This window comes from Stenotrophomonas maltophilia group sp. RNC7 (assembly GCF_030910085.1).
Lineage (GTDB): Bacteria > Pseudomonadota > Gammaproteobacteria > Xanthomonadales > Xanthomonadaceae > Stenotrophomonas > Stenotrophomonas sepilia.
The window spans coordinates 1-22,609 of sequence record NZ_JAVFVN010000740.1 but is presented as its reverse complement, the minus strand read 5'-3'; the positions used below and the strand labels follow the sequence as shown (position 1 = coordinate 22,609).

At 66.8% G+C, this 22,609-nt stretch carries 20 protein-coding genes; 4 read left to right on the top strand and 16 right to left on the bottom strand.

The features are described from left to right. Positions 1 to 109: 109 nt before the first annotated feature. The 7 genes from rpoH to rhlB form a co-directional block, all read right to left on the bottom strand. Positions 110 to 985 carry an RNA polymerase sigma factor RpoH gene (gene rpoH / locus RCF13_RS16470; RefSeq protein ID WP_005411269.1) on the bottom strand — a complete coding sequence of 292 codons (876 nt, stop codon included), beginning with the start codon at positions 983 to 985 and terminating at the stop codon, positions 110 to 112. Positions 986 to 1,263: 278 nt separating this feature from the next. Continuing rightward, positions 1,264 to 1,977, bottom strand: coding sequence for a uracil-DNA glycosylase (gene ung / locus RCF13_RS16465; RefSeq protein ID WP_134968889.1), 714 nt, complete (start codon positions 1,975 to 1,977; stop codon positions 1,264 to 1,266). Beyond that, positions 1,974 to 2,816, bottom strand: coding sequence for a response regulator (locus RCF13_RS16460; RefSeq protein WP_005411271.1), 843 nt, complete (start codon positions 2,814 to 2,816; stop codon positions 1,974 to 1,976). Before RCF13_RS16460 ends, ung begins: the two co-directional genes overlap by 4 nt. 7 nt (positions 2,817 to 2,823) lie before the next feature. After that, a complete protein-coding gene (gene ftsX, locus RCF13_RS16455; protein WP_231352350.1) occupies positions 2,824 to 3,771 on the bottom strand; it encodes a permease-like cell division protein FtsX in 948 nt (315 codons plus the stop codon). A 3-nt stretch (positions 3,772 to 3,774) separates the two neighbouring features. Continuing rightward, the gene (gene ftsE / locus RCF13_RS16450) at positions 3,775 to 4,461 is read right to left on the bottom strand and encodes a cell division ATP-binding protein FtsE (RefSeq protein WP_005419728.1); all 687 of its coding nucleotides are present in this window, start codon (positions 4,459 to 4,461) and stop codon (positions 3,775 to 3,777) included. Between the two features lie 99 nt (positions 4,462 to 4,560). Continuing rightward, positions 4,561 to 5,304 (bottom strand): class I SAM-dependent methyltransferase, encoded by a 744-nt coding sequence (locus RCF13_RS16445; protein WP_231352351.1) that lies wholly within the window; start codon positions 5,302 to 5,304, stop codon positions 4,561 to 4,563. Between the two features lie 165 nt (positions 5,305 to 5,469). Next, positions 5,470 to 7,194 carry an ATP-dependent RNA helicase RhlB gene (gene rhlB, locus RCF13_RS16440; RefSeq protein WP_231352352.1) on the bottom strand — a complete coding sequence of 575 codons (1,725 nt, stop codon included), beginning with the start codon at positions 7,192 to 7,194 and terminating at the stop codon, positions 5,470 to 5,472. Positions 7,195 to 7,703: 509 nt separating this feature from the next. On the opposite strand from rhlB, the gene trxA reads away from it, so the two are divergent. From trxA to RCF13_RS16425, 3 genes are all read left to right on the top strand, one after another. Next, positions 7,704 to 8,033 (top strand): thioredoxin, encoded by a 330-nt coding sequence (trxA, locus tag RCF13_RS16435; protein ID WP_005411275.1) that lies wholly within the window; start codon positions 7,704 to 7,706, stop codon positions 8,031 to 8,033. Positions 8,034 to 8,261: 228 nt separating this feature from the next. Beyond that, positions 8,262 to 10,010 carry a transcription termination factor Rho gene (rho, locus tag RCF13_RS16430; RefSeq protein ID WP_180868798.1) on the top strand — a complete coding sequence of 583 codons (1,749 nt, stop codon included), beginning with the start codon at positions 8,262 to 8,264 and terminating at the stop codon, positions 10,008 to 10,010. Positions 10,011 to 10,218: 208 nt separating this feature from the next. After that, a complete protein-coding gene (locus RCF13_RS16425) occupies positions 10,219 to 11,793 on the top strand; it encodes a sensor domain-containing diguanylate cyclase (RefSeq protein ID WP_111178176.1) in 1,575 nt (524 codons plus the stop codon). A 39-nt stretch (positions 11,794 to 11,832) separates the two neighbouring features. On the opposite strand, the gene RCF13_RS16420 is transcribed toward RCF13_RS16425, so the two are convergent. Together RCF13_RS16420 and aceK are read right to left on the bottom strand one after the other, a co-directional pair. Beyond that, positions 11,833 to 12,735 carry an energy transducer TonB gene (locus RCF13_RS16420; RefSeq protein WP_134968348.1) on the bottom strand — a complete coding sequence of 301 codons (903 nt, stop codon included), beginning with the start codon at positions 12,733 to 12,735 and terminating at the stop codon, positions 11,833 to 11,835. Between the two features lie 80 nt (positions 12,736 to 12,815). Next, positions 12,816 to 14,546, bottom strand: a complete 1,731-nt coding sequence (gene aceK / locus RCF13_RS16415) for a bifunctional isocitrate dehydrogenase kinase/phosphatase (RefSeq protein WP_061478180.1) — start codon at positions 14,544 to 14,546, stop codon at positions 12,816 to 12,818. A gap of 243 nt (positions 14,547 to 14,789) precedes the next feature. Here aceK and RCF13_RS16410 point away from each other — a divergent pair, with 243 nt between their 5' ends. Next, complete coding sequence (locus RCF13_RS16410; RefSeq protein ID WP_231352353.1) at positions 14,790 to 15,527, top strand: KilA-N domain-containing protein; 738 nt, start codon at positions 14,790 to 14,792, stop codon at positions 15,525 to 15,527. 75 nt (positions 15,528 to 15,602) lie between these two features. Here RCF13_RS16410 and RCF13_RS16405 read toward each other — a convergent pair whose 3' ends face one another. The 7 genes from RCF13_RS16405 to RCF13_RS16375 all read right to left on the bottom strand — a co-directional run bounded on the left by RCF13_RS16405 (position 15,603) and on the right by RCF13_RS16375 (position 22,230). Continuing rightward, on the bottom strand, positions 15,603 to 15,962 hold the full coding sequence (locus RCF13_RS16405; RefSeq protein WP_005419760.1) for a hypothetical protein: 360 nt from the start codon (positions 15,960 to 15,962) through the stop codon (positions 15,603 to 15,605). 53 nt (positions 15,963 to 16,015) lie between these two features. Beyond that, positions 16,016 to 16,432, bottom strand: coding sequence for a roadblock/LC7 domain-containing protein (locus tag RCF13_RS16400; RefSeq protein WP_005419762.1), 417 nt, complete (start codon positions 16,430 to 16,432; stop codon positions 16,016 to 16,018). Next, entirely contained in the window at positions 16,425 to 16,973 is a 549-nt protein-coding gene (locus RCF13_RS16395) for a GTPase (RefSeq protein WP_005419763.1), read from the bottom strand. Before RCF13_RS16395 ends, RCF13_RS16400 begins: the two co-directional genes overlap by 8 nt. Continuing rightward, positions 16,966 to 17,931: a hypothetical protein gene (locus RCF13_RS16390; RefSeq protein WP_061478182.1), complete on the bottom strand. Its 966-nt coding sequence runs from the start codon at positions 17,929 to 17,931 to the stop codon at positions 16,966 to 16,968. Before RCF13_RS16390 ends, RCF13_RS16395 begins: the two co-directional genes overlap by 8 nt. Positions 17,932 to 18,240: 309 nt before the next feature. Beyond that, positions 18,241 to 20,463, bottom strand: coding sequence for an NADP-dependent isocitrate dehydrogenase (locus RCF13_RS16385; RefSeq protein WP_154351514.1), 2,223 nt, complete (start codon positions 20,461 to 20,463; stop codon positions 18,241 to 18,243). A 917-nt stretch (positions 20,464 to 21,380) separates the two neighbouring features. Beyond that, positions 21,381 to 21,893, bottom strand: a complete 513-nt coding sequence (locus RCF13_RS16380) for a hypothetical protein (RefSeq protein WP_134968345.1) — start codon at positions 21,891 to 21,893, stop codon at positions 21,381 to 21,383. A gap of 43 nt (positions 21,894 to 21,936) precedes the next feature. Then, the gene (locus RCF13_RS16375; protein ID WP_049410686.1) at positions 21,937 to 22,230 is read right to left on the bottom strand and encodes a LysM peptidoglycan-binding domain-containing protein; all 294 of its coding nucleotides are present in this window, start codon (positions 22,228 to 22,230) and stop codon (positions 21,937 to 21,939) included. Positions 22,231 to 22,609: the final 379 nt, after the last annotated feature.

Below are 22,609 nucleotides of genomic sequence, written 5' to 3'. Positions count from 1 at the left end.
AATCACCGCTCTGGCGTCAGAGTAGAGCCACGCCATGCGTGGCTAAGCCCCACAAACGAAAAAGGCCCGGCAGTGCCGGGCCTTTTCATTGCTTCAACGCCATCCCGCCTTACGCGGTGAACAGCGCCTTCATCTTCTTCAGCGCGTTCGCCTCGACCTGGCGGATGCGCTCGGCGGACACGCCATACTCGTCGGCCAGCTCCTGCAGCGTCACCTTGCTGTCGGCATCCAGCCAGCGACGACGGATGATGTCGCGCGAACGCGCATCCAGTTCGGCCAGGCCTTCGCGCAGCAGCTGCATCTGGTTGTCTTCGCTGTCCTCGCGCTCGTAGGCCATCGACGGGTCTTCGTCATCGGCGACCAGGAACGCAGCCGGCGACGGCGGAGCGTGCTCGTTGTCCTCGTCGGTCGGCGCATCGAAACCGATATCGCGACCGGACAGGCGCGACTCCATTTCCATGACCTCGCGCTCGGACACGTTCAGGTCCTTGGCCACCGCGCTCACTTCCGCCGCGTTCATCCAGCCCAGGCGCGTCTTCGACTTGCGCAGGTTGAAGAACAGCTTGCGCTGCGCCTTGGTGGTGGCGACCTTCACGATGCGCCAGTTCTTCAGGATGAACTCGTGCATTTCGGCACGGATCCAGTGCACGGCGAAGGAGACCAGGCGCACGCCCATGTCCGGGTCGAAGCGCTTGACCGCCTTCATCAGGCCGATATTGCCTTCCTGGATCAGGTCGCCCAGCGCGAGGCCGTAGCCGTTGTAGCCGCGGGCCACGTGCACCACGAAGCGCAGGTGCGAATGCACCAGCTCGCGGGCGGCGTCCAGATCGTTGCCGTCGCGGAAGCGACGGGCCAGGTCCTGTTCGTCATCGACCGACAGCACCGGGATCTGGTGCACGGCACCGATATAGGCGTCCAGCGAACCGAGCGCACTGGGAATCGGGAGATTGTTTGCCACAAGGGCAGTAGAGGTGTTCTGGCTCATAGGCACCCATCTTAGCAGTCCGGGATTTGGACTGCTAAAGGAGGAAAAAGTTCCAGCATCCTATTGATGCAACACTGGTCCCAAACAGAGCCCTACCGTAGCGCGATTTGATGACAGTGGCGAGCACGCTTTTCGGGATTCACAATCCCTTGGAATTCAAGCAATTACCCGGCGGAAACCGGCCGATTTCAGTCAAGCGGAGCTGAACGGGCCGTTCTGAAGGCCCATTCAGCGCCGAAGACGTTGCCCGGTGTTCAGGCCCGGCAGCCCGCCGGTGCTCAAAGCGCCGAACGCGGCGGCAGCGACCAGTCGATCGGGGCCTGGGCGCGACGCTGCAGGTACTCGTTGGCCATCGAGAAATGCCGGCAGCCGAGGAAGCCACGATGGGCCGACAGCGGCGACGGGTGCGGCGACTTCAGCACGCGATGGCGTCGGGTGTCGATGACCTTGCCCTTCTGCTGCGCATAGGCGCCCCACAGCATGAACACCAGGCCTTCGCGTTCGCGGTTGAGCACGTCCACCACGTGATCGGTGAAGCCCTCCCAGCCACGTCCCTGGTGGGCACCAGCCTTGCCCTCTTCCACCGTCAGCACGGCATTGAGCAGCAGCACCCCACGTTGCGCCCACGGAATCAGGCAGCCGTGGTCCGGGCGCGGGATGCCGAGATCGCTCTCGATCTCCTTGTAGATGTTCAGCAGCGACGGCGGCACCGGCACGCCCGGCGGCACCGAGAAACTCAGGCCATGCGCCTGGCCGCGGCCGTGGTACGGGTCCTGCCCGAGGATCACCACCTTCACCTGCTCGAACGGCGTGGCGTCGAACGCGGCGAAGATCTGCGGGCCGGGCGGGAACACCGCCGCGCCACTGGCCTTGCGCTGGCGCAGGAAGCTGGACAGCTCGCGCATCTGCGGCTGCAGCAGGTAATCGCCGACATGCTGCTTCCAGCTCGGTTCCAGCTGGATCGTCGGGGTGTCGGCTACTTCATCCATCATCGGATCAGGGGTCCATCGTTCAATCGGGCCAGGCGCAGCTGGAACAGCACCTTGGTGACCAGCAGCCGCTCTTCGATCGGCTTGAGCACCAGGTCGTTGGCACCGGACTGCAGCAGCCCGGTCTGGTTGTGCGGGTTGCCGTCACCGGTCATCACCAGCACCGGCAGGCGGCGCTTGCCGTAACCGAAGTCCACGCGCACGCGCTGCACCACGTCGCGCCCGCTCAGTTCACCCTTCAGGGTGACATCGGTCAGCACCAGGTCGATGCGGTGGCGGCTGCGGCCCAGCGACTCGGCAGTGAGCAGGGTGAATGCCTCTTCGGCGCTGACCACGTGCAGTACGTTCAACTGCTGCCGCTCAAGCATGCGCTTGGTGGCCTCGGCCACCACCCGGCTGTCCTCGATGTAGAGGATGGTGGCACCGGGGATGGTCTGCGGCTGCACATAGCCACGGATGAAGGTCGCCAGTGCCTCATGGCCCAGCGCCTTGTCGAAATAGTCGGTGACGTACTCGGTGAAGCGACGCTGCTCCAGGTGCTGCTGGGCATCGCCGGACACAACGATCACCGGCACATAGGCCTGGCCGGCGGCTTCGCGCACCATCCGCGCCAGCGCCAGGCCGTCGCCATCGCGCAGGGTCAGCGAGGTCGTCACCAAGTCCACCGGGCCCTGCGCCAGCGCCTGCTGCGCATCCTCGATGCTGTCGCAGCCGATCACCTCCACGCCCGGCAGGTCACGCTGCAGGACATCGGCGATCAGCTTGCGGACCAGCTTCGAACCATCGACCACCATCACCCGCGTCGCGGGCCCTTCAAGGTGCTTCAGCGCTTGCGGTTGCATGCCGGTCTCAGGTGTCGGTCGGACGGGTCTGGCGGAGGAAGTGGCCGGTCACCAGCCAGGCGCCCAGCCAGCCCAGCAGCAGCGTGCCGACCAGGACCAGGCCGCCGTGCAGCAGGTCCAGGCCATGCAGCACGAACGGGCTGCCGTAGCTGCGCGAGAGTTCGGCCAGCGGCACGCGCAGGGCGGCACCGGCGGCGCCGATCAGGGCCAGCGCTACCGCGCCGGCGCCCAGCCCGTACCACGCGCCCAGGTACAGGAACGGGCGGCGGATGAAGCCATCGCTCGCGCCGAGCAGCTGCAGCACGCCGATCTCTTCGCGACGGGCCTGGATATCAAGGCGCACGGTGTTGCCGACCACCAGCGCGGCAGCCACGCCGAGCAGCACCGACAGCACCTGCACCAGGCGTGCACCGAACGCCAGCCAGGCGTCCAGGCGCTGGCGCCACAGCGCATCGTGCTGCACCAGATCGGCCTCGGGCAGGCTTTCCAGCGCGCGTGCCAGGCGTGCGTCATCCTTGCCCTGGCCCGGGGTGATCACCAGCAGCGAGGGCAACGGATTGTCGTTGAGCGCATCGATCGCCTCACCGAGGCCGGCATCGCGCAGTTCCTGCAGGCCCTGCTCGGGTGTGCGCACATTCACCTCGGCCACGTCATCGCGGTCGCGCAGCTGGCCGGCCAGGCGAAGCGCACCGGGACCATCGACGTTGCCCTTCAGGAACACGTTGATGTCGCGCGACTGCTGCACGCTGCCGGCGAACTGCTTGAGGTTGTCCAGCGCGATCGACAGCCCCAGCGGCAACGCCAGCGCCAGCGCCATGACCATCACGGTCAGCAGGGTCGCCCACGGCTTGCGGCAGGCGCGGCCCAGGCTGAACACCACGCTGTGCACGTGGTGCTGGAACCAGACGCCCACGCGCGACGGGGCGGCGGCTTCGCTGTTTTCGTTCTTCGCCATCGGTTACTCCGCCAGGTCCTGCGGCGAGATGTCATCCACCAGCCGGCCGTGGTCGAGGATCAATACGCGCTTGCGCATGCGGCGCAGCAGCGGCAGGTCGTGGCTGACCACCAGCACGCTGGTGCCGCGCGAGGGCAGCTCGGCGAACAGGGCCATGATCTCCGCTGCCAGGGTCGGGTCGAGGTTGCCGGTCGGCTCATCGGCCACCAGCAGCTTGGGCTCGCCGACGATGGCGCGGGCGATGCCGACGCGCTGCTGCTCGCCGGCCGACAACTGCGAGGGCAGTGCCTTCTCACGATGGCCCAGGCCCATGCGTTCGAGCACTGAACGCACGCGCTTGTTGATGTCGCCACGGCGGGTACCACGCAGGATCAGCGGCAGCGCCACGTTCTCGGCAATCGAGCGGTCCATCAGCAGGCGGTGGTCCTGGTAGACCGCCCCCACTGCGCGCCGATGGCGCGGCACATCGCCGCCGCGCACCTTCAGCAGGTTGCGCTCGTCGAACACCACCGCGCCGCGGCTTGGCCGCTCGTCGAGGTGGATCAACTTGAGCAGCGTACTTTTACCCGCACCGGAATGGCCGGTGACGAACAGCATCTCGCCCGGCGCGACCTCGAAGCTGACATCGGTCAGTGCCTCGTGGCCACCGGCGTACTGTTTGCTGACATTGTCGAAGCGCAGGACACTCATGCCCCGATTATGCAGGACCGGCGCGACGGATCGGTAGCGCCGGGCCATGCCCGGCGGAATCTTCGATCCGCCGCTACGTCCGCCCGACCTGCGCTGGCGCTACCCCTCCCTGCGGGCGTGCAGTACCACCAGCGCGTTGTTGTCCCGGTATTCATCCCAGAAGCCGGGAGGCCGGCCCCGGCACTCCGCCGCTGTCGGCGCCGGCACCCGCCACTGCAGCCCGGGCAGCCCCGCGCGGGCTGCCGCCTGCTCATGCTGGTCCGCACGCCATTGATGGTCGGTGACGCGTGCCACGGCTGCATCGGCGAACTCCACCTCTACCAGGTGATGGTCATTCCGGGCCTGCTGCCGGACGATGCGCGCGCCGTAACGCGAAAAGTCACCGTTGGCCAGCCGGAAGGCAGGATGGGTGACGATGCCCAGCAGCCGACCGCCCGGTTTGAGCACGCTCGCTGCTGCCCGGTACATGCGCTCCAGTTCCTGCAGCGTATCGGCATGGTTGAACAGCCAGACCGCCACGGCAATATCAAAACGGGCTGGCAGGTCCAGCCGGGTCGCATCGCCGTGCAGGAACTGCATGGCGTCACCACCCTGCGCCGAAAGCTGGCGCGCCTGTTCGATCATCGCTGCGGACAGATCGACGCCGAGGGCGCTTCGTGCACCGTGAAGCAGAAGGTGACGGCCGAAGTCACCGGAGCCGCAGGCCAGGTCGATGACATCCCGCCCCTGCAATGGACCGGCCAGCTCCAGCAGCGTCCGGCGTTCCAGCGGACGGGACGCAGAGGCCGCCACGTGCTGTGCGTAGTGCAGATCGAATGTGTCGTAACAGGGTACGGATGCCATCGCGTGACTCCTCCGGATGCAGGAGGAGTCAGCTTGGCTGCAGGCCGGCAGGCGCGGCCAGAGTCAGACGCGACAGGGTTTCCTGGCCGGCGACTGCGCTGCATGCCGGCCAGCGGCCGGCACTACCCTTCAAAGCCACCCGACCAACGGCCGGGTGCTACCGGATCAGCTGCCCGACAGCATCCGGCGGATCTTGCGGCCGATGCGGGTCAGGAACGAATCACCGGTATCAGCGGCGGTACGCACCGGCTTGGCCACCACCTGCACCGGGGTCACCGGGCTCGCGCCGTTGCCGGCGTGGGCCTGCACGCCCTCGGCACCCTCGACCGGACGGCCGTGGCGACGACGACGGCGCTTGCGCGGCTTGTGCTCGCCATCCACCGCACCTTCCGGCGCACCTTCGGCACGCGGCGGGCGCGGCGGGCGCGGAGCCTGGGCGACAGCGGCTTCAGCACCTTCCACCGGGGCAGTTGCGGCCTGCTCGCCTTCCACGCGCGGCTTGCGCGGGCCGCGCGAACGGCGTTCGCCGCTGCGCTCGCCGTCACGGCCACCACGACCACCACCACTGCCGGAACGACCGCCACTGCGGCCACCGCCCCGACGCTCTTCCTCGGCGGCGCGGGCTTCGCGCGCTTCACGGAAGATCTGGCCGACGCTTTCGTTGTCCTCGCCTTCCTCGCCTGCAGCCGGGGCCGGGCGTTCCGGGCGCGGCAGCGGGGTCAGCAGTTCCTTGGTGACCGGCTCGGAGGGAATCTTCTGCTCGATGTAGGCCTCGATGTCCGGCAGGCCCATCGCGTAGCGTTCGCAGGCGAAGCTGATCGCATCACCCTCTTCGCCCAGGCGCGCGGTACGGCCGATGCGGTGCACGTAGTCTTCGGCATCGAACGGCAGGTCGTAGTTGTAGACGTACTTGATGCCGTCGATGTGCAGGCCGCGCGCGGCGACGTCGGTGGCCACCAGGATTTCCAGCTGGCCCTTCTGGAAGCGGTTGAGCAGGCTCTCGCGCTTCTTCTGCGGCACGTCGCCGGACAGCACGCCGACGCGATAGCCGGCCTTTTCCAGCGAGCGGGCAACGCGCTCGACGAACACCTTGGTGTTGACGAACACCATGGTCCGCGCGCCTTCGCTGCGCGACAGCAGGCCCAGCAGCAGCGGGATCTTCTCGTCGTCGGCCGGGAAGTAGATGCGCTGGCGCACGCGGGCAGCGGTGATGGTCTCGGCTTCGACCACCAGCTTCTGCGGCTCGTTCATGTGCTCGTAGGCCAGCTCCAGCACGCGATGGCTGAGGGTGGCGCTGAACAGCAGGGTCTGGCGGATGGTGCGTTCCGGCATGCGGCGCAGCAGGAAGCGGATGTCCTTGATGAAGCCCAGATCGAACATGCGGTCGGCTTCGTCCAGCACGCAGATCTCGCAGGCATGCAGCGAAACCACCTTGTGCTGCTTGACGTAGTCGATCAGGCGGCCCGGGGTGGCGATGATCACGTCCACGCCCTGCTGCAGCAGCTCGCGCTGCTTGTCGTAATCCACGCCACCGTAGACCAGCGCGAAACGCAGGCCCAGGTCGGAACCGAACTTCACCGCATCCTTGTGGATCTGGATGGCCAGTTCGCGGGTCGGGGCGAGGATCAGGGCGCGGGGGTCTTCCGGCTTGCGGTCGGCCAGCGCCGGACGGGTCAGCAGGCGGTTCACGACAGCGACCAGGAAGGCCAGGGTCTTGCCGGTACCGGTCTGGGCCTGGCCGGCAACATCACCACCGGGCAGCGCGACCGGCAGGGTCAGCGCCTGGATCGGGGTGCAGCGGGTGAATCCGGCTCCTTCAAGGCCGGCCTGCAGGGCCGGGTGCAGCTCGAAGGAGGAGAAGGTCAAATCGGTCAGCGGTTTGTCGCTCATGAGTCCGTCTTGGTATGGCCGCCGGCCCTTGGGGCGGCTGGCACTTCAGCGTCTAGGGGAACCGTCGCAAACTGCGGCCCCTGCGGCGGGTTGGCAGGCCGGGACCCCTCGGTCCGTGCGCCGCACAATGTCCCAGTTTACCGCACTCGGGCAGGCAAACCGGAATGCCGCGTCTCACGGCATCCAGAGACGCCACCTTCACCCAGCCACACAGGACTTGAACGGCCTGCACGGGGGCGCTGGTGTCGCCCACTGCCAGCCCCATCTTCAGGAAGACAGTGAAATCCGACACATACCGGCCATCGAAGCGATCACGATACGCTGGGTTCCAGACGGCGCCTGTCCCTGCCCCGCGATAGGGGTACACTGCCGGCCGTGAGCGTCCAGGCATCCCGCCGAACGCACCGCGGCAGTGCGCCGCGAGGCAACGACGAGGGTCGCGCCACCGGGCAAGGCCCAGTTCACCCACCTCCGGCATGGCCGGGTGCAATCCAAGACGAGAAACCAAGATGAGCGACAAGGTTGTACATGTCGGCGACGCCGACTTTGATAGCGCAGTGCTGAATTCCAAGGAACCGGTGCTGGTCGATTTCTGGGCCGAGTGGTGTGGCCCCTGCAAGATGATCGCCCCGGCGCTGGACGAGCTGGCCGATGCCTACCAGGGCCGCGCCAAGATCGCCAAGGTCAACGTTGACCACAACCGTGCGCTGGCCGCGAAGTACCACGTGCGTTCGATTCCGTACCTGGTCGTGTTCAAGGATGGCGAGAAGGTCGGCGAGCAGATCGGTGCGGTGGGCAAGGCCCAGCTGGCCGGCCTGCTGGACAAGGCCCTGGCCTGATCCTGCCGGTCTCCGGCAGCCGCCGAGCGCGGCTGCCGGCGGGCGCACCACGCCCATGATGAATGCTGTTCCCGGCGACCCTTGCATGGCGCCGCAGGCCGATGATAGTGTCGGCATATCCGGCCGCGTTCGCGTGCCGCACCCTCTGGACGCAGTTTCTTCCAGACCCATTCCCAACGTTCGCCGCCCCAGCCGGGCGCTCGCACCGTCAAGCGAGGAATAACGCTCTTGTCCGATAACACTTCCGAAACCGGCAGCGCTGATGCGCCCGCCGAAAAGCGCGTGCGCAAGCCCCGCGTGAGCAAGGCCGCCGCCCCGGCAGCCGCAGAAACCAGCGCCGCTCCGGCGCAGCCGACCCTGCCGCTGGCCGCCGCGCCCGAAGCACCGGCGCCGGCCGCAGCACCTGCGCCGAGCGCGCCCGCCGCCGAGGCCCCCGCCAGCAGTGGCGGTGGCGAGGGTGGCGAGGGCCGCGAATCCGGCCAGCCGCGGCAGCAGAATCACCAGGGGGGGGGCCAGAACCAGGGCCAGAACCCGTACAACCAGAGCGGCCAGCAGGGCCAGGGGCAAGGTCAGGGCAACCGCCGCGACCGCTTCCGCAACCGCCGCGACCGTGACCGCAACAACCGCTTCCGCGACGATGGCATGTCCAATGACGGCGGCGAACAGCAGCCGTTCGTGCCGCGCCCGCACGCCAACGTGCCCGAGGGCTTCCCGGTCTACTCGCTGAGCGACCTCAAGCGCATGCCGGCACAGAAGCTGCTGGAAATCGCCGAACAGCTGCAGATCTCCGAAGGCGTGGCCCGTGCCCGCAAGCAGGACGTGATCTTCGCCCTGCTGAAGGTGCTGACCCGCCACGGTGACGGCGTCGCCGCCGATGGTGTGCTGGAAATCCTGCCGGATGGCTTCGGTTTCCTGCGCGCGGCCGAAGCCAGCTACCTGGCCGGCCCGGACGACACCTACATCTCGCCCAGCCAGATCCGCCGCTTCAACCTGCGCACCGGCGACCACATCTCCGGCCGCATCCGCTTCCCGAAGGACGGCGAGCGCTACTTCGCGCTGAACATCGTCGACACCATCAACGGCGAGCCGATCGAAGCGTCGAAGAACAAGGTGCTGTTCGAGAACCTGACCGCCCTGTTCCCGCGCCGCCGCTTCACCCTGGAGCGTGGCAACGGTTCGTCGGAAGACATCACCGGCCGCATCCTCGACCTGATGGCGCCGCAGGGCAAGGGCCAGCGCTCGCTCATCGTGTCGCAGCCCAAGGCCGGCAAGACGATGATGATGCAGCAGGTCGCCACCGCCATCACCACCAACCATCCGGACGTGCACCTGATCGTGCTGCTGATCGACGAGCGCCCGGAAGAAGTGACCGAAATGCAGCGCACCGTGCGCGGCGAGGTCATCAGCTCGACCTTCGACGAGCCGGCCGCGCGCCACGTGCAGGTGGCCGAAATGGTCATCGAGCGCGCCAAGCGCCTGGTCGAGCACAAGAAGGATGTGGTGATCCTGCTCGACTCGATCACCCGCCTGGCCCGCGCCTACAACAACGTGGTGCCGAGCTCGGGCAAGGTGCTGACCGGTGGTGTGGACGCCAACGCCCTGCACCGCCCGAAGCGCTTCTTCGGTGCCGCGCGCAACGTGGAAGAAGGCGGCAGCCTGACCATCATCGCCACCGCGCTGGTCGACACCGGCTCGAAGATGGACGAGGTGATCTACGAAGAGTTCAAGGGCACCGGCAACAGCGAAGTGCACCTGAGCCGTCGCATCGCTGAAAAGCGCGTGTTCCCGGCCATCGACATCAACCGTTCCGGTACCCGCCGCGAAGACCTGCTGATCGAACCGGAACTGCTGCAGAAGATCTGGATCCTGCGCAAGCTGCTGCATCCGATGGATGAAATGGCCGCGATGGAATTCCTGCTGGACAAGATGAAGAACACCAAGTCCAACGACGAGTTCTTCGGTTCGATGAAGCGCTGATCCGCGCCATTGCATCGAAAAGAACCTGCCGCCCGCTGCGGCAGGTTTTTTTTTGCCTGCAGGGCGACCCACTTCACTTTGCCGCCGCCGACTTTTGGCGATAATCCGCCCGATACCCTGCCCGGCCCTGCGGGCGTGGCCACCGATTCCGCTGTCGCCCCTTCCGGAGAACCGGTCGGGTCCAGCCTCCTGCCGGATCCGTCGACGCATGCGAACGCTGTCTCCCCGCCTCAACCTGGGCAAGCTGATCCTCGCCCTGGCCCTGCTCAGCGCCATCATCGCCCTGGCCAATACCCTGCTGGCCAGTTACCGCGTGCAGCGCGACCAGCTGGTTGGCAACACCCTGGAGGCCAACCGCGTCTATGCCACCAAGCTGGCCGAGACCACCCAGAACTTCCTGCTGGCCGCGCAGCAGGAGCTGGCCTACGCCGCCACCCGGCTCGGCCAGAGCAACCTCGATCCGGCACAGGCGCAGGATGAGGCCAGCCGCCTGCAGCTGCAGACCAACAGCTTCAACTCCTCGCTGGTGGTGGATGCCGACGGCCTGGTGATCGCCACCTCGCCGCAGACCCTGCAGCTGCAGGGCGAGATCCTGCACAGCGCCGGCAACAACGCCGCACTGGCCGCGCGCCAGCCGATGATCAGCGATCCCTACCAGTCGACCACCGGCAAGCTGCTGGTCTCGCTGTCGCACCCGATCTTCGATCGCCAGGGCCGCTATCGCGGCTACGTCAGCGGCACCCTGTACCTGCGCCAGCGCAGTGCGCTGCACACGCTGCTGGGCAAGCACTACTACCGCGACGGCTCGTACCTGTACGTGGTGGACCGCAATGGCCGCCTGCTGTACCACGCCGATGGCAAGCGGGTCGGCGACTACGTGGTCGGCAACCCGGCGGTGAAGGCAGTCGTGCGCGGTGAACGCGGTGCGCAGCAGGTCCGCAACAACCTGGGCGTGTCGATGCTGGCCGGCTATGCGCCGGTACCGGCCACCGGCTGGGGCATCATCGCCCAGCGGCCGACCGAGGCCACGCTGCAGCCATTGTCGCGGTTGATGACCGCGGTGATCTGGAATGCGATCCCGCTCGGCCTGCTGTCACTGCTGGTCACCTGGTGGTTCGCCCGTCGCATCTCGATGCCGCTGTGGCAGCTGGCGCGGAACGTGCAGGGTGGCGAGGACACCGGCAACGCGATCAGCCACGTCAGCGGCATCCGCGCGTGGTACTTCGAGGTGGCCCAGCTCAAGCAGGCGGTGCTGCACAGCTTCAACGCGCTGCAGGACCGCATCGGCACGCTCAGCCGCGCCAACCGTACCGATCCGCTGACCGGCCTGCTCAATCGCCGCGGCCTGCAGCAGGCGCTGGATGCATTGCAGGTGCAGGGCATTCCGTTCGCGATCCTGGCGCTGGACATCGATCGCTTCAAATCGATCAACGACAGCCACGGCCACGACGTCGGCGACGCCGCCATCGTCCATATCGCCGACCAGATGCGCCGCTACTCGCGCGACAGCGACATCCTCTGCCGTGCCGGTGGCGAGGAATTCCTGCTGCTGTTGCCGGGCATCAGCACCGACTCTGCGCGCCAGGCCGGCGAGCGCCTGCGCCAGCACATCGCCGATCATCCGTTCGAGCCGGTCGGCACCATCACCGTGTCACTGGGCGTGGCCCACTTCCCCAGCTTCCATGTCGATGCCGAGCAGGCGCTGCGGCTGGCCGACAAGGCCCTGTACATGGCCAAGGAACAGGGCCGCAACCGGGTGGTGGTCTACCCGTACGCGGACTGAAAAGCGGCCGGCCTGGCCGACCGCTTCACCGCGCCGGGCTCAGCGCTGCGCCAACGGTGTCAGCAGGCGCAGGCCGCGCTGGGTGCCATCGACCATGTACACGCCCCCGGCCGGCAGCAGATCACTGCCCGCCTGTTCGACGGCATCCGGCTTGCGCCACGGTGCGGCCTGGCACGGGCCGGGGATGAAGGCACGCCAGCGGCCATAGCGTTCCGGTTGGGCATTGCCGTTGCTGCCGGTGTCGCTGTTCAGGGCGAAGTTCACCAACACGCGCACGGTCCAGAAGTCGCGCGTGCTGTTCTCGCCGGTGGTCGGCGGGACGAAGGTCCACTTGCGCGCGCCGCTGATGCTGGCCTTGGCGAGCAGGTCGCGCATCTTGGCCAGGGTCCGCTCCGGCGCGACCACGGTCATGTTCACCTGTTCGGCAATGACGTCGGCCACGGTCCCATCGCGGGCTACCTTGACCAGCAACAGCACATCACCCTGCCCACCACTGCGGAAGACATCCTCGGGGTAGCGCGGTGGCGGCATGCTCTTCCGGGTCACCGAATCGGTAGCCTTCGGGTCATACTCACTGAAGTCGACACTGGTCATGCTGACCTGGTAGCTGCCGTCCTCCTGCTGCTTGCCACGCAGGCGCACCCGCAGTGGTGCGTGGACCGCCACCGGCTTGCCATCGCGCAGCGTCGGCTCGAACTGCCAGCCACGGATGGTGCCCTCCACGAATGAGGCGATACCCGGTGCGAGCATCGCCTGCTGGTCCAGGACCAGCGCGCTGACCGAACCATCGGCCGCCACGTCGATACTGCCCGACAGCGCCATGCTCATCTCGGCGGTGGCACGCACGGCGCGCGCGTTCTGGGCGACGGCATCGGCTGGCAGCAGGGGGGCACCGGCGGAGAACGCCAGGGCCAGGGCAAGGAACAGGGGGGAACGCATCATTGCCGGATCCGTGGTGATGAAGTGAGCACCGAGCGTACCGCAGTCCAGACCGGACCGGCACGCGCTTCACGCCACGCCGTTCAGGCCAGGCGATGGGCCGCCGCGTAGGGCGGCGTATCCGGATAATCACCTGCGGCGAAGCGCACCTGCAGGCCCTGCCACCACGCAGGATCGAACAGGTGCCGGTAGTGTTCCCGCACTGCCGCCAGTTCGCTGGCGGGCAGGCCCATGAACGGGCCGAAGCGCTCGGGAAACACGTCGCGTGGACCGACATGGAACCAGGGTTCATCGGCCATGGCTTCCTCCGGCGTACGCGGCTGCGGCCAGGCGCGGAACACGCAGTCGCTGACCAGGCACAGCTCGTCGTAGTCGTAGAAGACTGCCCGGCCATGCCGCGATACGCCGAAGTTCTTCGGCAGCATGTCGCCGGGGAAGATGTTGTTGCGCGCCATGTCGGTGATCGCCTGCGCATAGTCGAGTACCGCTGCGCGCACCGCCTCGCCCCCCTGCTCGCGCAGGTACAGGTTCAATGGACGGAAACGACGCTGTACGTAGCACAGTGCGACTTCCACATGGTCGCCATCGACCCGCACGGTCTGCGCGCATTGCTGCAGCAGCTCCTCCAGCAAGGCCGGTGCGAAGCGGTCGCGCGGGAAGCGCAGGTGGCGATACGGCTGCGCATCGAGCAGGCGGCCGACGCGGTCGAGGTTGAACACCAGCGCGTACTTCTCTTCCACCTGCTGCCGCGACATCGCCTTGGGCCAGGCGAAGCGGTCGCGGATCAGCTTGAACACCAGCGGATAGCTGGGCAGGGTGAACACTGCCATGACCATGCCAGGTGTGCCTTCGGCGGGCACCAGCCGCTCCTGCGGATGTTCGTTGAAGTGGCGGAAGAAGGTCCGGTAGCGCTCGGTCTTGCCTTGCTTGGCACGGCCCAGAACGGTGTAGATCTCATCGATGGGCTTGCCTGGCAGCAGGCTGCGCAGGAACACCACCGCATCGCCCACCGTGGCAAGGTCGGCCTGGAAATAGCTGCGCGACACGCCGAACAGGTGGGCGACGTCGCGGCGCCGGGTGAGCACCGCGTCGGCACGTAGTCCACGCTCATCGTTGACCAGCGCGATCACGCAGGGTGAGAAGCGGTGCTCGCCGAACACGCGGCCCACCAGGTAGGCACGGCGCTCGCGATAGAACACGGTGTCCAGCAGCTCGATGCTGCGCACCGGCGTATCGCCCCAGTGGGCCAGATCATCCTGCAGGCGCACGGCGATGGCCGCCGCGCAGCGCAACTGGTGCGCATACGGAATGTCGAAGCGGTAATCGGCCAACACGCGCTGCAGGGCCTCCACCGGCCGCGTCGGTGAAACCGCGTAGGTATGCCGCGCGACCGGATGGGTGATCGCATCGGACGGCTCGACGTCAAAGGCGATGAACTCCAGCGCCGGGTCCACGCCACGGGTGGAGAACAAGCGCCGCGACAGGGTGTTGTAGAACGTCTTGTACAGTTCGGCGTCGATCAGCCCCCGCAGCAATGCGCTGTAGCGTGCATGCACCTGCAGCCACAGTGCGCGCTCCCCGATTGCTTCGCCGGCAAGGCGCCGCAGTGCATCCATCTGTTCGGCAATGCACAGGTCGTACAGCGCGATGCGCTCGACTGCATCCCGGCGCGCGCCCGCCCAGTCGCGCTGCTCGAAACGCTGCCGCGCGCGGGCGGTGATCGCCGCAAAGCGGGCGTGGTACTGCTCGAAGCCAGCGTGGATGGCACCAGCGATGCGCGACGCCAGCTCGGCATCGATATCAGGCTCGGACATGCAGGACTCAGCCGGGAGGACCGGCTTCACCATACGCTGGCGTGGGGTGGCTTGTGTAGGGCCGAGCCCATGCTCGGCTTGGTTCACCGCAATCTGCCCGAAGAACAGCCAAGCGTCGGCTTGGCTCTACAGGAACAGCGTCGCTACGCGCCGCAACAAACGCAACGATTCCTACAGACCCGGTGCCCTTCTGCTGCCTACCCTTTCAGGCCCAACCACGGCACGAGGTGACGCATGCAGCAAATGACCTTTATCCCACGCGTGGAGGAAGGCAACGTGATCCCGCAGCGTGCCCGCGATGGCTACATCAGCGCAACCGCCCTCTGCCAGTCCGTCAACAAGCGCTGGTCCGATTACCGGGCGCTGAAATCGACGGAGGAGTTCCTGCAGGAGCTTACCGTCCAGACCGGTTTGGCCGAGCATGAACTGATCCACGTGGTCTCCGGCGGGAATCCGACCATGCAGGGCACCTGGATCCATCCCTATCTGGCCATCAACCTCGGCCAGTGGCTGTCGCGCAAGTTCGCAGTGAAGGTCTCGCAGTGGGTGGTGGAATGGCAGCAGGGTCGCGCCAATGCGTTGCTCCCCGTACACATCGATCGCTACATGCAGAACCGTGCGAAGGTGCCGTATACCCATTTTTCGATGCTCAACGAGCTGACATTGAACCTGATCGCACCGCTGGAGCAGGCAGGCTATACGCTCCCGCAGGCGCTGGTGCCGGACATCTCCGAAGGCCGCCTGTTCTGCAAATGGCTGAGGGATCATCGCGGCGTCAACACCAACGCACTGCCCACGTATGACCACGCCTACCCGGACGGCCGGACGGTGCAGGCCAAGCTGTATCCCAACGAGTTCTACGAGGATTTCCGCCGCCATTTCAACGAAGTGTGGCTGCCCCAGAAGGCGCACACGTACTTCGCCAAGCGCGACAGCGAAGCGCTTTCGTTCGTGACCACGCTGCTGCTTCCACCGCAGTGAAAGCAGCGCCGAACGCACTCGGCTGCTTCGGCTGAAAGCAGCCGAGCATGGCTCGACTCTACCGAAGCCAATGGCTCAGATCGCCAGTTCGGCCTCTACGTCCTGCACCTTGCGTCGGGCCAGTGCAAGGTTGGACTTGGTCCGGTCCAGCACGATGTAGAAGAACAGTCCCTTTTTCTTCGCGACCGGTCGCATGATGTGGTACGCCTTGCCCAGCGAGATCAGGATATCCTCGATGCTGTCATTGAGGTTCAACGAGGCAGCGGTCTTCATCTTGGCCCGGATCACTTCGGTGTTGCCGGCGGCGGCCACTTCCATGTCCATGCCGGCACCGGCTTCGCCCAGCAGCATGCCGCTTTCGTAGTCGACCAGCGCCACTGCCTGCGCGCCGTCGATGCCCATCAGTGCGTTCAACGATTCATTCAATCCAGCCACGTCGCACCCCTTGTCGATGTTGGTTCGAGCCCCTCGTTCCCCTGCGGCCGGGCTCACGATCCGCCGAGTTCGGCCAGGATCGCCTGGCCACATTCCCTGCTCTGCCACAGCACCTGCCCGATTACGCTGCGCTGGTCGCAGGCCGCCATCAGCAGCAGCGGCGCACGCCCTTCGGCCTGGATTGCCAGCATCAGCACCTTCCCGCCCATCGCTTCCAGCATCAGCGTCTGCAGATCGCCCAGCACCAGTTCGCGCCCCACCGCTGCGGCCAACGCCAGCATCGCGCTGGTCATCGCCGCCAGCCGTTCGCCACGCCCTTCGGCACCGGCGCTGACCAAGGCAAAGCCATCGACGCTGGCCAGCACCACCGTGCGCACGCCTTCCACCCGCTGCTGCAGGTCCTGCAGCAGCGGCTGCAGGCGCTCACGCTGGCCCGCATCGGGCAGTACCGCCATCTGCCCGTCACCCATACGCGGCCACCAGTGCGTGCGCTTCCATTTCGCTCATCAGTACATCCATCAGCAGCAGTCCCTGTTCGCGGTCACGGGCATCGACGGCCAGCAACGGCAGCGGCTGGTCGTCGAGGCAGGCGTGCGTGGCCCAGTCATCCAGCGCCGCCTGTGGTGCCTGGTCCAGGTGGGTGACGGCCACGACCAGTGCCAGGGATGATGCGAACGGCTGCAGCACCTGCAGGTAGTCCTGCAGCTCGCTGGCAATGCCGGCGCGACGTGCGTCCAGCAGCAGCACCGCGCCCCGTGCCCCCTGCAGCAGGATCGGCCACAGGAAATCGAAACGCTGCTGGCCGGGCGTTCCGTACAGACGCAGGCGTTCTCCGTTGGGCAGGTCGATGTCTGCATAGTCCAGCGCGACGGTGGTGGAGGCCTTGTCGGCACCGAGGCGATCACTGTTGGCCACATCGGTGTCGACTACCGCGCCGGCCGCGATGCTGCGTACCAGCGTCGACTTGCCGCTGCCCATGCCGCCCAGCACCACCACCTTGTGCTCACGCATTGCGCTCACTCCCGCGCAGGTGCCGCCACAGGCGGGCAAGCAGTCCGTTGTCGGTGCGGGTGCCACCGGTCGCCATCATCGGCGCCGCCGGGGCGGCCTGCAGCTGCGCGTAGCCACACAGGTAGGCCGCGTGGATGAAATCGCGAACGGCCGCCGCCGGCAGCTCAAGCAGCATCGCGCATTCTTCAACCGTGCACGCGCGCTTGAGCAGCAACGAGCACAGGCGGAATCCATCGTGGTCGTGTCCCAGTACGCGGAAATCCGGCCAGCGCAGCAGCTTCACCGAAGCCCCGCGCAGGCGTTCGTCCAGTGCCTGCCAGTGGCGGCTGCGTTGCGCCCATTGCCACAACAGCGGCCGCAGCGGCTGGCGTGGTCGCTCACCAGCCAGCGCCTGCAGGCGCATTGGCGTCAGTGCATCCAGCTGCAGGCGTTCGAAAGCATCGGCCAGGCGCTCCACCACTGCGCTCGCAGGTTCCTGCAACAGCACGGCCTGGTCGTGCTCCAGATCCATCAATAGCAAAGGTTCGCCCGCATCACTCAACAGTGCCTGGCCATGGCGCAGCGGCAACCGCTCGCGCAGCAGGCGGGTAATGGCGTGTGCGCCATCGGCCAGACGTATCAGCGCGGGTGCGGGCATGGCCAGGGGCTCCGGTGCCAACTGCATGCGACGCAGCGCGCGGCCGATGGCACCGTCGTCGAGCACATCCTGGTGTCCGTCGCCGTCGCGCAGTTGGCCGCCGTTGTCCTCGATCCAGCATTGCAGGCGCGGTCGCTGCTGGCGCATGCGCTGGGCCGCGTTGCGCAGTGCCGGGGTATCGCGGATGACCAGCAGGTCGCAGTCGTCCAGGTCCTGGCTGCGCCGGACGTGGCCGTCCGGCAGTGCCGACGCCAGGCGCAGCCGTTGCAGCAGGGCCTGCTCGCCCTGGATATCGGTTCCCACCACCAGCACGCGTGCCATCCGTGTTCCCCGGGCGACCACCTCCCCGGTGGTCTCGCGTCGCCAAGGCTAGGATATTGCCGACGAAGACCGTCGTGATCGACTGCTCAGATTGAAGGCGCTTGCACACCCCCTTCTGCCGGTTCTGCGACAGCCATCGCGGGCAAGTTTCATGCCCCGTTGACGGCAGTCCGACAGCTGACGGATGTCACGGTTTTCATCGCCAGGGGTCGGATCCCTTTTGCCATGCAAAAGGGATCTGACCCCGGAGCCAAAAAAGAAACCCGCGCCGAAGCGCGGGTTCCAGTGTCACCACCGAACGGCGCAGGATCAGCCGCGCAGCTGCTCCAGCGCGGCGTTGAAGGTCGCGCTCGGGCGCATCGCCTTGCTGGCCTTGGCCAGGTCCGGGCGGTAGTAGCCACCGATGTCCACGGCCTTGCCCTGCACCGCGATCAGCTCGTCGACGATCTTCTGCTCGTTGTCGGTCAGCGCCTTGGCCAGCGGTGCGAAGCGTGCCTTCAGCGCGGCATCCTCGTCCTGCGCGGCCAGGGCCTGCGCCCAGTACAGGGCGATGTAGAAGTGGCTGCCACGGTTGTCGATGCCACCCAGCTTGCGCGACGGCGACTTGTCGTTGTCCAGGAACTGGCCGTTGGCTTCGTCCAGCGCCTTGGCCAGCACGCGGGCGGCGGCGTTGTCATAGCGGTTGCCCAGGTGTTCCAGCGACGCGGCCAGGGCCAGGAACTCACCCAGCGAATCCCAGCGCAGGTAGTCCTCTTCGACGAACTGCTGCACGTGCTTCGGGGCCGAACCACCGGCGCCGGTCTCGAACAGGCCACCACCGGCCATCAGCGGCACGATCGACAGCATCTTGGCGCTGGTGCCCAGCTCCATGATCGGGAACAGGTCGGTCAGGTAGTCGCGCAGCACGTTGCCGGTCACCGAGATGGTGTCCTCGCCCTTGCGGATGCGGTCCAGCGAGAACGCGGTCGCTTCCACCGGCGGCAGGATGCGGATGTCCAGGCCGTTGGTGTCGTGGTCCTTCAGATACTGCTCGACCTTGGCGATGACCTGCGCGTCGTGGGCGCGGGCGGCATCCAGCCAGAACACGGCCGGGGTGCTGCTTAGGCGGGCACGCTCGACGGCCAGCTTGACCCAGTCCTGGATCGGCGCGTCCTTGGTCTGGCACATGCGCCAGATGTCACCGGCTTCCACGGCGTGCTCGAACACCACGGTGCCGGCATCGTCGGTGACCTTGACCACGCCATCGGCAGCGATCTGGAAGGTCTTGTCGTGCGAGCCGTACTCCTCGGCCTTCTGTGCCATCAGGCCGACGTTGGGCACCGAACCCATGGTGGCCGGGTCGAAGGCGCCGTGCGCCTTGCAGTCGTCGATGACGGCCTGGTACACGCCGGCGTAGCAGCGGTCCGGAATGACGGCCTTGGTGTCCTGCAGCTTGCCTTCGGCGTTCCACATCTTGCCGGAGTCGCGGATCATCGCCGGCATCGAGGCGTCGACGATGACGTCGCTCGGCACGTGCAGGTTGGTGATGCCCTTGTCCGAGTTGACCATGGCCACGCCCGGGCGCTGTGCGTACTCGGCAGCCAGGTCGGCTTCGATCGCAGCACGGGTGGCTTCCGGCAGCGACGGCAGGCGCGCAGCCAGGTCACCGATGCCGTTGTTGGCGTCGAAACCGGCCTGCTTGAGCACGTCGGCGTGCTTGGCCAGCACGTCCTTGTAGAACTCATTGACCGCCACGCCGAACATGATCGGGTCGGAGACCTTCATCATGGTCGCCTTCAGGTGCAGCGAGAACAGCACGCCCTGAGCCTTGGCATCGGCAATCTGCTCGCCGATGAACGCGGCCAGTGCCTTGCGGCTCATCACGGCGGCGTCGACGATCTCGCCGGCCTTGACCGCGGTCTTTTCCTTCAGCACGACGGCGCTGCCGTCCTTGCCGTGGAAGGTGATCTTCAGCGAACCGGCGTTGACCAGGGTGGCCGACTTTTCGCTGCCGTAGAAATCGCCGGCGGCCATGTGCGCCACGTGCGACTTCGAATCGGCCGACCAGGCGCCCATGCGGTGCGGGTGCTTGCGCGCGTAGTTCTTCACCGACAGCGGTGCACGGCGGTCGGAGTTGCCTTCGCGCAGCACCGGGTTCACCGCGCTGCCCTTGACCTTGTCGTAGCGCGCCTTGTAGTCGCGCTGCTGGTCGTCGGCCGGGGTTTCCGGGTAATCCGGCAGCGGGTAGCCCTGGTCCTGCAGTTCCTTGATGGCCGCCTTCAGCTGCGGCACCGAGGCGGAAATGTTCGGCAGCTTGATGATGTTGGCGTCCGGGGTGGTCGCCAGCTGGCCCAGCTCGGCCAGGTCGTCGCTGACCTTCTGCGCGTCGGACAGCAGTTCCGGGAACTGCGACAGGATGCGGCCGGACAGCGAGATGTCACGGGTTTCCACCACGATGCCGGCCGTGGCGGTGTAGGCGTCAACGATCGGCAGCAGCGACTGGGTGGCCAGGAACGGTGCTTCGTCGGTCAGCGTGTAGAGGATCTTGGACATGGGGGACTTGGACTCTGTAGCAATGCTCAGGGGAAGGCCGGCGCCAGCGCCGGGCCACGTGCAACCGTGTCGCGCGCGAGGCGGGGCCCCACGCTTTCCCCCGTCGCCGTCAGGGTGGGCGCGCGGCGGGGAAAACCCCTGCATTGTCGCGTTTTCAGTCGCGCGGGGCAAAGCCACGCCATACGCGGCGGTACTGGACCGCTGTGTTTCGTCGTTGGCTCGCTTCCGGTCTGGAAGCTGAGGCTTGATGGCTAATTCGACTTCCCGCTCGTTGAGGCACGCATGACCCACTCCGACAATCCCTGCCCCCACTCGGCACGCCTTGGACAGATCAATGTCTGCGAGCGCTTGCTTTGCTGGAAGTTGCAGATTCGGAATCCCCCAACGACGGCGGCCAGGCTGGCGAGTTCATCTGCTGTCGCTGCAGAGCCTCGGATGTGCAGCGAGCCGGCGCCAGATGATCCGGGTCGAACGTAGACGTCGTACCGGGTGGAAGGTCCTTCCGCCCTTGCATACCCCGACACGACATATCCGCCATCCGTGAAGCGCAGATCCGGCGTGCTTCCTGGCACAGGCTTTTCGGGGGCATCGCCCTCGTAGATCAAGGCGACTTCCCTACCATCACGCCTGATGCGGTGCAGACCAAAGTCAACAGGTGCCTCGTAGGTCACGGACATGCCTGTCGGCACCCGCACACAGGCGCCGTATAAGAAGTGGTCGCAACTGTAGCTCAAGAGATTCGCGGGTCCCATTGCGAGCGTGAGCGCAATCCAGCTGAGCATCCTATCCCCTACCTGGCCGTGTTCCGTTCAGCGTATACCGGCAGCCCCCTCCCCAAGCGGGCATCGCCAATAAAAAAGGACGCAGCCTCGCGGCTGCGTCCATCGTGAGCCCTGCCGGGAGAGAGTCGGCTGGACTTACTTGACCTCGAACTCCTGCGGCGTTCCGGCCGCCTTGCCATCGACGGTGACTTCGGCGCGGTACTTGCCGGCCGGCCAGCCCTTTGCATTCTTGAAGGTGACGTTGGTGGTTTCCGCACCGCTGGTGTTCAGCGTGGCATTCTGTTCGCCGGCCACCTGGCCGTCCTGGTAGGTCAGCTTCGCGCCAACGGTGACGTTGTTGGCAGCACCGTCGGTCTTGACCGAGACGATGATGTCGTCCTTCGGCGCGAACAAAGCCGTCGTCGCAACCGTCTTGTCGGCGGCGGCGGTCTTGCCGACCGTGACCGACGAGACGCTGACAGCAGCGGCTTCGGCCATCGGCGGCGGCGCGCCGGTCATCGGGGCCGGTGCTGCCGGTTCGGCCGGAGCAGTCGCTGCCGGAGCGGCATTGTTGTCGGTCGACTCTTCTTTCTTCTTGCAACCGACCAGGGCGACGCTGCCCAGCAGGGCGGCGATCAGGGCGGTCTGGAGCGGGGTGGTCTTGATCATTCGGGGTTCCTCCCAGGGATTGTTGGACGGCACTCTGGCCGGCTTACTTCGGCGGCAGTTTCAGGGTCTGGCCCGGGAAGATCTTGTCCGGGTCATCAAGCACATCGCGGTTGGCTTCGAAGATCTTCTTCCAGGCATTGGCGTCGCCCAGATGCTGCTTGGCGATCTTCGACAGCGAGTCACCCTTCTGCACGGTATAGGTGCCGCCGCTGACAACGTCTGCGGTGCTGTCCACCGAAGCGCTGACGCCGGAGAAGTCCGCCTTCGGTGCCTGTTCGGCGGTACTGTCGACGCTGCTGCTGACGCCGGAGAAATCGGCTTTCTTCTCGGTACTCATCCACAACTCCCGTCTGCATGACTACGTGGTTCGCACGGTGCCATGGAGGTTGTTAAATGGGGATGGTGCAGATGTGAAGCCGCCCCCGGGGGCGGCTGAACAATCGGGAGAGAAGGTGTCCGGTCGTGGGGGGGGGGGGGCGGGGGGGGCGGGGGCGCCCCGACCCCGGCGGGTGGGGGGCCGCGCGCCGCCCCCCCCCCAAGCCCCCGCCGGGCCGGACCCCCCAGCCGCGCCGGCGGGCGCCCCGCCCCGCGGGGGGCGGAAAACGCGGGGGGGGGGGCGCGGGGGGGGGGCGCCGCCGCCCCCCAACACCGGCGCCCGGGGTGCCCGCGCCCCCCCGCCCGGCCGCCCCCACGACCGGACACCTTCTCTCCCGATT